Source organism: Xenorhabdus griffiniae (assembly GCF_037265215.1).
Classification (GTDB): Bacteria; Pseudomonadota; Gammaproteobacteria; order Enterobacterales; family Enterobacteriaceae; genus Xenorhabdus; species Xenorhabdus griffiniae.
Map to the genome: position 1 here is coordinate 611,533 of NZ_CP147737.1, position 12,518 is coordinate 624,050.

The following is a 12,518-nucleotide window of genomic DNA, read 5'->3' on the forward strand; positions in this document are numbered from 1 at the left end:
CACACTATTTTTACTGCTTTTTAAAGATTAATAATTTTCAATATTTGATTATCACAGTTTTATATCGGATAATAATTAAACTAAATTACAGTTCTTTAGACATTTATAGTTAACAAAAGAGTTAAAGAACAATGCTGACATTTTAAGTGCAAATATTAATCAAAGTATGCTCTCGCCCTGCGGTAACCCGGAGAAGACAAGCGTAGCGCGTCAGTGGTTCTATACTAATAGACCAATATTAAGCGAGGAACTTTTTTGGCTGACAATCAATTTGGCATCACATTCGCGTGCATTCCCCTAATGCAATGTGGTAACCGACATTCCGCACCTTATTCATAAGTCATTTTTTTAATTGATAATTAAATTGCATAAAATTTACGCAACCTTTTGATAATCAGCGCATTACGGATATGGCTGCGGAATGACAGTGGTAGAGCAATTTTCCGTGCTTACTACAACAATTCTAAGGGTGTAATAACAAATTTATGGAGTTACATAAAGCTGATGTTCTGTTATTGCCATTGCAAGACTATATTCAACATCTGAAGCCTGAATTTGACGCAATGTTTCCTGTTTAGGAAGATAAGGTAACAGATATTCCTGACGCTGAGGGAAAGTAAGGCACTGCGGTATAGGGCAAGAAATTGTGCTTTTTTCATTCATTCTGATGGCATTATCAATAATATCCGACCAATACCGTTGCATCTTTATTCCCCCAACAATTGCGGTCGGTGCCAACGGAAATAACAGAGATATATTGGTATAATTATCATAAATATATGCATTTTCCCACCGATGTGTATTTTCAAGTTGATATTCATTAAGTTTGCGGCTTTGGGCATGGGTTAATAAATTCAATAACCAAGGGTGTACGTCAGGTTGCTGCCTGGCGAGTGTCTGCATCAATAAAATTAATATATCCAGCGGAAGATAAAGAGTTCTGTCGGCAAGAGTAAAACCCGATAACTGTTCCTGAAAGGCCTGCAAAATAAGATATGAGAGAGCCAGATTATCGGCGCATTGCGCTAATTGTGCTCCCTGCTCCAAAAAATGAGGATAACATTGCTTATCTAGTAATAAAGGAGATTGGCTGGCAATAATATAATGTTTTTTCTTTTTATTACGACTGAATATGGATTTTTTTATTAATATACCTTCCTCATTGAGATACCACCAAGCATAAGGACGCCAGCCCAGATCACTAAAATTTGTATGGGTCAGAACCACTCGGAGATGAAAAATTTCATAGTCTTCCTTTTGTTTGTCAGTAACAAATTTGCTGACACCAGCACGTGGGAAAAATATGTTAGGGCTAGCATGAGGTAAAGTAACAAATATTTTTTTTGCGCAGAGAAAACGTCTCAATGTTATTTTATTCCAACCTAATAAAGACCATACATAGTGTGATAATGTATTTGGTAGGGTTGGAAAAAGTAGAGTTTTTTGATCATTTATCCGTGAAATAACCAACCAACGATAAACTATATTATTCATTTTTTGTTCCTTTACCAAGCAAATTTCTCTGAAATAAATACCATTGCAAAGAAAATAACAATAAGACACTCGCCATTAAGTAATAAGTTGTTTTCAGAGAAAAGAGTGATAATAATGCTCCAGCACCTAATGAAAATGTTATTTTAGACAATGAAGCAATAGATGTTCTTAGCATAATAAATTTTCCAACATCCTGTTTTTCAGGCATTTGATTACATTTCACCTGAATACATATAATGTGGAAGGTTATAAATAGTGTTGCCAAAAATAACAATGCAGTCACCAAATACTTATTCTCTGTCTCAACCATAAATATAATGATGATTGCACTAACTAACAGTGCATTATTAAGAATTAATTTTTCTCCGACTATTTTTCGCGACAAAAGTAAACCAGAGATAAATCCCGCTATCATACAGCTAATATTGAGTGACGCATAAAAGCTTCCCTCTAATTCAGTAAGAGTATTAGCCAGTGACGGCAAAGAGGTATTAATAAATTGAAATGCACCACTGGAAGGAATGGAAAATAATAGTATTGTTCTTAATTCCTGTCGGTTAAATACATGGGCGAGATAGGATTTATCCAGCAACTGTTTCTGCTTTTTATCGGTATGAACTGTTGTTGGTATCATTGATAAAGTAAAAGAGGTAAAAAACACGGTCGCCATTGTACTCGCGGCATAAAAAAAACCAGAAATAAATAAGCCTGAATTACCGGCATCCAATGTGAGAAATAATCCCCCCAGTGCTGCACCTGATGTTTGAGAAATCTGAATATTGGATGCCGAAATTTGCAACATTTTACTACCATCCTCTGGCGTGAAATTATCCCGAACAATACGATTAACCGATGTTTTATTGAACATCTTCACCAGAGATAAGATACTTTGTATGGTCATTATTGCCAGCATGAGTAATGTTGGTTGTGTTGCTGAAAATAAAAAAAACAGTGGCAGGCAGAGTGCTGACAGAGTGAGGATGCCATTACTGACAGTGAGTTGCCCGGCAGGTTTTTTAGAATCAGCAAATGAAAGAAGAAAAAAACCCATAATTGCGGAGGGAAAATACCCCGCTACTATTGTGAGACTGACAGCTAACGGACTGTGTGTGATTTGGAAAACCAACCAGAGAATAATCACACTTTGCATCCCCTCAGCTAAGGCAGAAAAAGTTATATAGGTTTGGAACCCTATAAATTTTTTCCACAATAACTGTTGATTCTTCATTGTGCTTCTCTCTTAACATTCGTTGACGGGAAAGATTCTGACAATTGATTAATCAAATTATGAAATTCAACCAGACTTTGACATGAGGCGAATGCTAAATAGCGAAAATCGTGAGCACCAATACGTGTCATTTTATGGCGTGTTTTTTCTGATTCAGATACAGCAACAATATTTTGTAAATGTAATAAATCTGATGCACTGTACTCCTCTGGATAAACACCAATAACCCCAGAATAACCGTGATAATTCTGTGATGGTGTACTATCAATCGAGCGCAGTAACTGGCTGTTGACAAAAGCCTGCCATAAATTTATTCCAGTAAAACGCAATAGTGACTCAGCAACACCAACTCCCGGTGGCCGTAGGCCAATTTCACCAAAAATTAATTGATCACCCCGTCTGTAAACTTCCATATGAAAAACGCCTTGTTTTAGCTCTAATTTGGCAATGGCTCTTTGAGCCATAGAATAGGCTATTGAAAACATTGGATGGGATGAAGGTAGATGAATACTTGCCCTAGTTTGGCCTTTGGCATTGAGGATAGGAAGGCTGTAACAAGAAAGGCAAGCTACAGCGATCTCAGACAAATTGACGATACCGTCAAGATGGAATTCTTCTTCTATATCTATCTCTTCTTCAACCAACATCAATGTATCCAGATGAGTAAGTTTTTGATATAGCTGATCAATGGCTAAGCGTTCAACATTCTGGCATGAAGAGCTAGATAGCGGTTTAATAATAAAATGGGTGGCTGTCCCTTGGGTGTATTGTGCAAAATTGTTGTAGAAATGGCCTGAAAGCCAACACCTTGGAGCAGGTAATTCATCTTCAAAATATTTACGCATACGCCATTTATTGGTTACACATAACGCTTGTTCATAATTTAAGCCTGGCAATCCATAGCGACTACGGAGAAATCCAGCAAATGCCATGTTACTTTCTGAGCTTGCAACCACATAATGAAAGGGTGTCTGATTCATTATGTTATCTATTTTTACTAGTGTTTCCTCTTGTGGAGAAAAACACACCTGTGGTTCAAAAATACGAATATAATCAATATCATGATGTTGATTAATCGACTGTTCTAGCATTATTTTTTGAGTATCCAGAATAAGGGCTCGTTCAGACATTATCGTGCTCCTGTAAATGCAATAAGTTTGTTGACATTTTCTGCTAGTGTGTGGTGATCCATATGCGTGATAATCGCGTAGCCAGCACGACCATAAATGCCTTGAGATTGCGTCTGTGTATCCTCTGCCCAATTTAGTTCAACCAAATCAAAATTCTGGTAAAAGGACTGTTTTGTCAGTGAAACACCTTCAAAAGCACGTAATAGAACAACAGCAAAAAGTTGAAAAGGATACTCAGGCAGGTGGTGTTCATAAGGTAGACCTAAAGAAAGTGTGGCATGAGCACTATATAGATCGACACCATAGCCCAGTTTTATCATTTCAGGTACCCATGCACCAGCAGGCCTTAAAGCACATTCACTAAAAAATACCTCTTCCTCATTTTTAAAAAATTCAAGATGGAATACCCCGTTAGAGGCGTTTAAACGTTCCAAAATACGTGGACAAAACTGATCAATTTGTTGGTAAATATCAGGAAAATCTTGGCGTGATAATATTTGTAAAGCCAGTGTTTTTCCTTCATTACATTGCATCACAGGGGTTGTATATTGGCTGATAGAAAACCAATGTAATTTACCGTCAGACCAAATTCCATCAACACAAAATTCAGCGGCAGTGATCTTATTTTCTGCAACGTAGGCCACATTACTCAGATTTTTTTCATACTGTTGGAAATAAGTTTCATACTCTGATTTTGAACTGATGGCAGTAGTGGCGAAAGAACCCATACCATTAGCCGGTTTTATAATAAAAGGAGTACCCAACTCAGCAACCAATTGTGAATAATCATCATCACAGGTTACATATCGGCAATAAGCATGAGGGACAAGGTGTGCCAGTCTCTTTTTTTGTAAACATTTATCCCGAAAATATAAAGTATTACGATAATCTTTAAGGCCAGGTAATTGCAACATATCGCGTAATACCGCTGCCGTAAATACACCGTCTTCGTTGCCTGTAACAATGCCTATAATTGTATGTAAGGGAAAGTTTAATACGCACCGTAGAACTTCCTGCGCATCTTCCAGATTTTTAACCATATAATACTCCGTACCATTAAGGGCAGGTTTAAATCTTTCAACTACATGAATAATTTGATATCCCTGATGAGCTAAAGCTGTCGCTATGCCTTCACGATATCCTAATACAATAACCGTATTGTTCATTCATTTTCCCCTACTCGCCAGATATAGAGATCGTGTTCATTGGTATTAAAATGGCCTAAATACTCAAATCCCCGTTGGGTAAAGAAATGAATATTCATCGTCAGTGAACGACGTAATGCAATAATAATAGGTAATTGCGTCTGCTGACCTGCTTCTTGGCAAATGATATTGAGTAATTTGCTGGCAATCCCCCTGCACCGGAATTCCGATAATACAGATAAATAACTGAATGTTAAATTATCATATTCTTGCTCAACTAATACAGCCGCAATCACCTGATTATCATATTTAGCAACTCTCCAATTAGTTAACTTCTCCATAATACTGGCAGGCGTTTCATTCAGTGCTGTTGGCATAAAATCAGCCACAAATGGTAAATAGACTTCTTGCAAAAGTGACAATATTCCCTTGATATCTTCCTCAGTTGGTATAGAGAAGTTGATCGCTATTTCTGACATTACTCATTTCCGAAATTAATCTTTTTAACAACCATAAAAAGTTGGCTTTCATATAAGATCACCAATTTCCCTTCGGATTGATATTTATCCACCAGCATTTTTAATCTTTCAACAAATAACTCACCATGAGCAGCTAAAGCACGCTGTACTTGAGTCGATGAACGACTCATTTCGATAAATTCTTCGCTGGGAATAAGCATATTCCAGCGGGTATTAAGTGTAATATGGAGAGAATTTTCATGCAGGAATGCGGTATTTAATTCCTGTACATAATCAAAATCCCGATAGTGACGGCTATAGTTAGGACTTAATTCTTCCAGTAGATTTTCATATTCATTTAGAAATTCACTATGTTGGTAATCTCGGTTATTTTGCAGGATAGCCATGATACCATTATCTGCCAGGCTGCTTCTGACCAAATTTAATACTGTTGCCCGATCCATCCATTGAAAAGATTGTGCCGCCATGATCAGATCAGGGTTACACACATTGGCAAGATGTTGTTCAGCACTGCCATGTAACCAACTAACCCATGGTAGTTTTTGTTTACCCGTGTCGATCATATCCTGCGAAATATCAATGGCAGTGTAGTGGTGGTGCTGGCCAAGCAAATTTGCCAGCCCTTCGAGGGCAATGCCAGTTCCAGCACCAATATCAACAATAGACAGAGCTCTATCTTTAGGCAACCAGTGACAAATTTCACGGAAAAGTGACTGGGGATAACGTGGGCGATAGAGATCATAACTCTTAGCCAAACCATCAAATTTTTCTTTATACTGTTTCATATTATCCTCTGCTCTTTCTCTTTTGATGACGGGTTTTCGGACGATTGTTTTTCGGACAACTGATTAAGGATGTAATTGAGTCGCCCACCTGCTCGGACAACAGCTAACATTTGTTCGGATGGTGGATAAAAATCCGCTAATGGCGTTTCAGCGATAAAACGGCCTTTGTTAATTAAGCATTCAACCATTAGCCCTTCACGAAAACCTTCAATATCGGCCTCAATCGCTAACAGGCCAAGATTCCATGCGTTGCGGAAAAAAATCCGACCGAAAGCAGGAGCAACAACCATAGGTATACCTGCTGCTAATAAAGTACTTACCGCCTGTTCTCTTGAGCTGCCAATGCCAAAAATACCATTACAGACAATGATATCTCCGGGTTGAAGTGTGGAGACAAACTTAGGAAACCGATTTTCAAATAGATGAGGAGCCAGTTGAGCCGATTCAGTGTACATGTGTTTATAGCGTGCAGGAATAATATCGTCGGTAGAAATATCCCCCGTAATTATCCTGACGCGTTGCTTTTTGGTATGATTGCTTTTTGCAAAATCGTTTTTTTGATCAATCATGCCATTCAAGCTCCGTAATCAGTGGTATCCTACCGTGTAATGCCACATTGGCTGCAACTAAAGGCGATGAGAGGTAAATATCCGCTTCAGCATTGCCCATACGCCCTTGAAAATTCCGGTTCATAGTTGAAAGAACCCGTTCCCCTTTGGCGGGAATAGTACCTTGTGTGCCGACACAAGCTCCACACCCAGGAGGAGTCACCAGAGCGCCCGCAGAAACAATTTTTTCAATATAGCCACGTCGCATAGCCTCCAGATATACACGTTTTGAACCAGGCGTAACGATACAATGAACATCCTGATGTACGCTGCGCTTATCAAGGATTGCCGCCACTTCCGCAATATCCTCTAATCGGCTATTGGTACAACTGCCGATAAAGACATAATCTATCTTCTGCCCTGACAGCGTTTCCAACGGCACCGCTTGAGCCGGGGAGAATGTGGCAGGGATATATGCGGCGTCAGTTCTGACAGCGAAAATGTCAGATGATGATCAGCGACCTCTGGATTGATAAACTGCATATTGGTTGGCCTACCTGGCCCATCCGGCATAAAGACACATTTGGCACCAAGTTCAACTGCCATACTGGCGAAACTAGCAGCAGAATCGAAGGAAAGTGTCTGGCTCCATTCTCCACATAGCTCCACTGAACGGTATAAAAAAGGAGATTGTCCGAAATGACGCAGCAAGGCAAGCATCACATCTTTAGCTCGTGTAGCCGGATGAGGCTGACCGGAAATACTCAAACTGACTGTTTCTGGTACTTTCAGCCAGGTCTGCCCGGTCAGCATTGCGGCCAACACATCAGAAGCTCCCATTCCTAAGGCCAGTGACTGTACGGCGCCACCCGTACAAGTATGAGAATCAGCCCCAATTACAATGTTACCGGGTTGAAACCACTGTTCCTCCAATGCAATTAAATGGCTGATACCTTCACCTCTGGTGAAGATATTGACACCAATCGATTTGGCAAATTCCATTGCTTCATTAACACGTTCTGCCATTAACTTATCTGGCACAATCACTGAATGGTCGAAGAAAAAACCAATTTTTTCAGGGTGCAGAACCCGTTTCAGGTTATGCTGACGAAAGAGTTTAGCGATAGTCGGTGAATTGCCATCCTGAACATAAATTTTATCGACATCAACAGTGATCAGCTCTTTAGCCATAACCTGAGGTTTCTGGCTGTGTTTAGCAATAATCTGATTAACGATAGGCTGTTCATGAGCCATCATGCTGATGTTCCTTCTGCCTGCTGATAGAGTTCATGCAGTACATGTGTTGGGAGTCCGCCTGGATAACTTCCGGCAGCTTTTCGTACCAACGCCAGACAGTATTCCAGTGCCTGTGGAGCTGTATTTATGCCATCTTCTTCTAAAATATTTTGTAAGATAGCTCGACCGGAATGTTTGCCGACAACCAAACGACGCTGACCGCCTACTATCTCAGGCTCAAAAGGTTCAAATGTTTTGTTGTCTTTCAGCATTCCATTGACATGAATGCCAGATTCATGGGCAAAAACATTGTCACCAACAATAGGCTGCCAGGGAGAAATGGTATGTTTACTCGCCTGAGCAACTTTCTGAGATAGGAGGGTAAGTTGTCGGGTATCAACACCAGTATCTATCTGATGGAAATGTTGCAGAGCCATTACCATCTGGGCTAAATCCGGCATCCCTGCTCGTTCCCCCATCGCATTAACGCAGACATGGAAATAACGTGCTCCCGCTTCAAGACCCGCCAGTGTATTGGCTACAGCTAGCCCGAAATCATTATGGCAGTGACACTGCAAATCAATGGCTGATGCCTGACGAACGGCAGAAACTCTCTGTGCATATTGCTGGCTATTCAGAATACCTATTGTGTCTGAAAGACGTAGCCGGTCGGCACCAGCATGCTCGACGGTGGTCGCATATTCTTGCAAAAAACTGATTTCCGTCCGACCGACATCTTCTGCACTGATTGAGACAAAAGCGCCTTTATCTTTAGCGAATTTAATCATATCGCCAGCAGTAGTTAACAACCAATTTCTGTCTTTGCTCACACTATGTTTAAGATGAATATTGGAAGTCGGAAGGCCGATATGTATAGCCTTAAATCCCAGAGAGAGAGTATATTTAATATCTTCCAGTACCCCCCGATTCCAGCCGATAATATTCACTTCATTCTTGCGTTCTAGTATCTCTTTTAATGCCAGAACTTCATCCCCTTTCATGGCTGGAATCCCGGCTTCTATCCATTGAACACCAGCATCTACCAATGAATTAAAAATACTCACTTTTATTTCTTTTGAAAATGCAACACCTGGAGCTTGCTCACCATCGCGTAACGTTGTGTCTTCCAGAATAATATTTTTTTGAATAGTCATAGTGTCATAACCTTATTTTTTATTAATGAGTTTAGCTAAACATGAAATTTGCTGGGAGGTTTAGGAATATTTAGCTTTTCTCTTAATGTTCCTACCTTATAATCCGTCTTGAACACACCCAGTTTTTGTAATTCAGGTATAACATGAGTCACAAATTCCTCTAAGCATCCGGGCATATAAGGAGGCATAAGATTAAAACCGTCACAGGCTTTTTCCTGTAACCACTGTGCCATTTGAGCAGCAACTTGTTGATAAGAGCCAATAAGAACTAAGTGACCTCTGGCAATAATGATTTTTTCATATAACTGTTTAATCGTTAAAGACTCCGAACTTGCCATCTTTTCAATAATCGCTCGACGACTTTGATTTCCATTAGAAACAGGAAGATCTGGAAGAGGCTGATTAATATCGTAGCCTGATAAATTAATACCACCTAGCAAATCAGATAACATGCTGAGACCGAATTCAGGGTGAATAAGCGCCTGCAAATCATTAAATTTCTTTTTGGCACTATCTTCATCAGCGCCAATAAAAAAGCATAGCCCTGGCATAATTAAAATATTGTTATAGTGCCTTTCATATTGACTGAGCCGGGATTTTAAATCGCTATAAAATGCTTTTGCTAAATTCATATCAGGCTGTGCAGTGAAAACTAATTCAGCCGTTCTGGCTGCCAATTCTTTTCCCGGTTCTGAAGAACCAGCCTGCACAATAATGGGATGCCCCTGAGGAGGACGAGAAATATTTAATGGCCCTTTTACGGAAAAATATTGTCCCTGGAAATTTAACTCATGGCATTTTGAAGGGTCATAAAAAACACCACTTTGTTTGTCACGTGGCAGGGCATCATCATCCCAGCTATCCCACAATCCAGTAACAACTTCCCAAGATTCAGCTGCCTGACGATAACGTTCATCATGTTCAGGATGTCGGGCGAGACCGAAATTTTTGGCCGCATGGGATTTAGAAGATGTCACTAGATTCCAGCCAGCACGCCCACGGCTAATATGATCCAACGAAGCAAATTCACGGGCAATATTAAACGGATGCTTGTAGGTGGTAGAGGCGGTAGCAACCAGGCCGATGTGCTGTGTCACCATAGCTAATGCTGACAATAATGTCATGGGTTCAAACACTACAATCCGGCTGCCATAACCATTCTGGTCATCCTGAAAAACCGAAGGAGTATCAGAAAGAAAAATTAAATCGAATAAGCCTTTTTCCGCTATACAAGCCATATTCAGATAATGCCCGATATCTTGTGCAGCCTGTGAATTAACATCAGGATGGCGCCATGCAGCTGGATGATGTCCAGTACCATAAGCAAGATAAGCACCAAGCACCAGTTGTTGCTGATTATTTTCCATTATATTTCCCTTTATATGTAACAATATATTCTCTTGATAGAAAAATATGAAAAATCAAACATAAAGATATATGAGGAATAAGATTTATGACTTTTTTTATACTGATGCAATCTTTCTCTACTTCTGCGGATCGTCCATATTTTAATATTTCGTGAGATACATATTCCATTGCTTTATAAGCCGCTCTGAGCATATGATTGGCATAAATAATAATGTTAAAACCTGCTTCACTCAGATCATTATGATAAGTTTCTGAATAAGTCGTTGGCACACATATCAGTGGTAATTTGGGATATTTTCTTCTAAATGAATGACTAAAATCAATAACTTCATCCGATGTATTCTGACAACTATGAATCATAATGCCATTAGCACCTGCTCTAACATAGGCATTTGCTCTCTCTAACGCATCTTCCATCCCATAACCCGCAATTAAACTTTCTAGTCGTGCAAAGATCATCAATCGACTATTTTGTTGTGCGGCTTTACCTTTAGCTATTTTGTTACTAAATTCATTAATATCAGCCAGCTCTTGTTTAACACTGGTACCAAACAGAGAGTTTCTTTTATTTCCCGTCTTATCTTCAATAATTACTGCATCAATTCCTACCTGCTCCATTTTTCTGATATAATGAACAAAATGCTCAATTCGTCCTCCTGTATCAGCATCCATAATAACTGGCATTTTAGTAAGTAATTTTATTTCATTAATGTTTTGCAAGCGACTATTAATATCCAATGTTTCATTGTCAGGAATACCTTTAACAGCTGAGTCAGTTAAAGAACTTGACCAGATACCATCAAATTTATGGGTATAACCATTATCATCTGTATAATTTGTATTTTTGATAATGAGTGCTGAAAGCGGATTATGTGCTTCAATAAAAGTAAGCGATTTCTTTTCTTTTAGTAACTTCTTCAACATAAAACAATCTCCTTTTTGAATTAAATGAGTCAAGACCAACACATGAGAACTCATTGAATGAAGAAAATAAAAATTATTAATTTATAATGAACTAACATTTATATTAAAGACATGCCAACTTAGACATCTCCTGAATAATGAATGAACAAACATTTTATATCATCAGATAATACAACAAAAAAAATAAACAATACGTAAACCAAATACAAACAATAATATTTATTTTGCGAATTAGATTTAAAAACACAAAACTCCCATGTTAAGTAAGCCACTACACATTTTTCGCCAGAATAAATCTAGACTTGCACAATAAATGCCGCATGTGTCCCGAAAACTTATATGATGAACGGAATCGTTAAATTCAAAAAACTAATAAACCTAAAGTTAATTCTAAATTAATATAAAGCTTTATTTATCCGTGACAATCATCACAAAATAAAACGTAGGTTCAAATAATAACTGTACAGTTTGTGAGAAAAATATTAGAGGTTATTTCAATCTGATATTCCTCAATTCATTTATAATTTAATAAAATTTATGTGACCAATTACAGATATAGCTATAGTATGTTTGTTCAATACTTGCATAATCAGTATCGTCCACTATATGGATTAAGAAATATTCTTATCTATCAATATAATGAAAACAATACTATCAAAATTTGATAATCAAGATAATAGATTCAGAGTTGAATTATCCTTATAAATACAAAATAAAAAATTTTCGTGCTATTTGTGCATCACTACAAACTGGGTGAATTTTTATTTCATAATGTTATAAATTTAATTTTCTTATTCTCATTGAAAATTGCAGAATCAAAAGTTTGACCCCGCTCAAACTAATCGATACAATTTTATTGTCCATGATCCATAGCCTGCAAGGATCAGCATTGAACGGCTAATGAAAAATCCCGTAGCCTGAAAGGGATAGCAAGATTTGCGGTACATCTGCACACTTTTGGAAGCAGATATCGCCGGACACCTAACCTACTGTCTGGCGATGAAAGTTTCCCGGTCTTTTTCTACAC

General features: G+C 38.5%; 12 protein-coding genes. All 12 read right to left on the reverse strand.

The window, feature by feature from the left end; all coding sequences use genetic code 11:
• Positions 1–483: 483 nt before the first annotated feature.
• The 12 genes from WDV75_RS02675 to aepX are packed head-to-tail and all read right to left on the reverse strand — an operon-like array spanning position 484 to position 11,491.
• Positions 484–1,494, reverse strand: coding sequence for a hypothetical protein (locus tag WDV75_RS02675; RefSeq protein WP_273557888.1), 1,011 nt, complete (start codon positions 1,492–1,494; stop codon positions 484–486).
• The gene (locus WDV75_RS02680) at positions 1,487–2,722 is read right to left on the reverse strand and encodes an MFS transporter (RefSeq protein ID WP_273557889.1); all 1,236 of its coding nucleotides are present in this window, start codon (positions 2,720–2,722) and stop codon (positions 1,487–1,489) included. Before WDV75_RS02680 ends, WDV75_RS02675 begins: the two co-directional genes overlap by 8 nt.
• Positions 2,719–3,852, reverse strand: a complete 1,134-nt coding sequence (locus tag WDV75_RS02685) for a hypothetical protein (protein ID WP_273557890.1) — start codon at positions 3,850–3,852, stop codon at positions 2,719–2,721. The genes WDV75_RS02680 and WDV75_RS02685 overlap by 4 nt, the downstream gene beginning before the upstream one ends.
• Complete coding sequence (locus tag WDV75_RS02690; RefSeq protein WP_273557891.1) at positions 3,852–5,018, reverse strand: ATP-grasp domain-containing protein; 1,167 nt, start codon at positions 5,016–5,018, stop codon at positions 3,852–3,854. The genes WDV75_RS02685 and WDV75_RS02690 overlap by 1 nt, the downstream gene beginning before the upstream one ends.
• Positions 5,015–5,476 carry a GNAT family N-acetyltransferase gene (locus WDV75_RS02695; protein WP_273557892.1) on the reverse strand — a complete coding sequence of 154 codons (462 nt, stop codon included), beginning with the start codon at positions 5,474–5,476 and terminating at the stop codon, positions 5,015–5,017. The genes WDV75_RS02690 and WDV75_RS02695 overlap by 4 nt, the downstream gene beginning before the upstream one ends.
• Positions 5,476–6,261 (reverse strand): class I SAM-dependent methyltransferase, encoded by a 786-nt coding sequence (locus WDV75_RS02700; RefSeq protein WP_273557893.1) that lies wholly within the window; start codon positions 6,259–6,261, stop codon positions 5,476–5,478. The genes WDV75_RS02695 and WDV75_RS02700 overlap by 1 nt, the downstream gene beginning before the upstream one ends.
• Positions 6,258–6,830: a hypothetical protein gene (locus tag WDV75_RS02705; protein WP_273557894.1), complete on the reverse strand. Its 573-nt coding sequence runs from the start codon at positions 6,828–6,830 to the stop codon at positions 6,258–6,260. The genes WDV75_RS02700 and WDV75_RS02705 overlap by 4 nt, the downstream gene beginning before the upstream one ends.
• Positions 6,823–7,245: an aconitase family protein gene (locus WDV75_RS02710; protein WP_273557895.1), complete on the reverse strand. Its 423-nt coding sequence runs from the start codon at positions 7,243–7,245 to the stop codon at positions 6,823–6,825. The genes WDV75_RS02705 and WDV75_RS02710 overlap by 8 nt, the downstream gene beginning before the upstream one ends.
• A complete protein-coding gene (locus WDV75_RS02715) occupies positions 7,218–8,066 on the reverse strand; it encodes an aconitase family protein (protein ID WP_273557896.1) in 849 nt (282 codons plus the stop codon). The genes WDV75_RS02710 and WDV75_RS02715 overlap by 28 nt, the downstream gene beginning before the upstream one ends.
• Complete coding sequence (locus tag WDV75_RS02720; RefSeq protein ID WP_273557897.1) at positions 8,063–9,199, reverse strand: homocitrate synthase/isopropylmalate synthase family protein; 1,137 nt, start codon at positions 9,197–9,199, stop codon at positions 8,063–8,065. Before WDV75_RS02720 ends, WDV75_RS02715 begins: the two co-directional genes overlap by 4 nt.
• Positions 9,200–9,234: 35 nt before the next feature.
• Positions 9,235–10,566: an LLM class flavin-dependent oxidoreductase gene (locus tag WDV75_RS02725; RefSeq protein WP_273557898.1), complete on the reverse strand. Its 1,332-nt coding sequence runs from the start codon at positions 10,564–10,566 to the stop codon at positions 9,235–9,237.
• On the reverse strand, positions 10,556–11,491 hold the full coding sequence (gene aepX, locus WDV75_RS02730) for a phosphoenolpyruvate mutase (RefSeq protein ID WP_273557899.1): 936 nt from the start codon (positions 11,489–11,491) through the stop codon (positions 10,556–10,558). Before aepX ends, WDV75_RS02725 begins: the two co-directional genes overlap by 11 nt.
• Positions 11,492–12,518: the final 1,027 nt, after the last annotated feature.

Coding starts and splice junctions, on each gene's coding strand:
- WDV75_RS02675 (WP_273557888.1), bottom strand. CDS start 1,494: ATGAATAATATAGTTTATCGTTGGTTGGTTATTTCACGGATAAATGAT.
- WDV75_RS02680 (WP_273557889.1), bottom strand. CDS start 2,722: ATGAAGAATCAACAGTTATTGTGGAAAAAATTTATAGGGTTCCAAACC.
- WDV75_RS02685 (WP_273557890.1), bottom strand. CDS start 3,852: ATGTCTGAACGAGCCCTTATTCTGGATACTCAAAAAATAATGCTAGAA.
- WDV75_RS02690 (WP_273557891.1), bottom strand. CDS start 5,018: ATGAACAATACGGTTATTGTATTAGGATATCGTGAAGGCATAGCGACA.
- WDV75_RS02695 (WP_273557892.1), bottom strand. CDS start 5,476: ATGTCAGAAATAGCGATCAACTTCTCTATACCAACTGAGGAAGATATC.
- WDV75_RS02700 (WP_273557893.1), bottom strand. CDS start 6,261: ATGAAACAGTATAAAGAAAAATTTGATGGTTTGGCTAAGAGTTATGAT.
- WDV75_RS02705 (WP_273557894.1), bottom strand. CDS start 6,830: ATGATTGATCAAAAAAACGATTTTGCAAAAAGCAATCATACCAAAAAG.
- WDV75_RS02715 (WP_273557896.1), bottom strand. CDS start 8,066: ATGATGGCTCATGAACAGCCTATCGTTAATCAGATTATTGCTAAACAC.
- WDV75_RS02720 (WP_273557897.1), bottom strand. CDS start 9,199: ATGACTATTCAAAAAAATATTATTCTGGAAGACACAACGTTACGCGAT.
- WDV75_RS02725 (WP_273557898.1), bottom strand. CDS start 10,566: ATGGAAAATAATCAGCAACAACTGGTGCTTGGTGCTTATCTTGCTTAT.
- aepX (WP_273557899.1), bottom strand. CDS start 11,491: ATGTTGAAGAAGTTACTAAAAGAAAAGAAATCGCTTACTTTTATTGAA.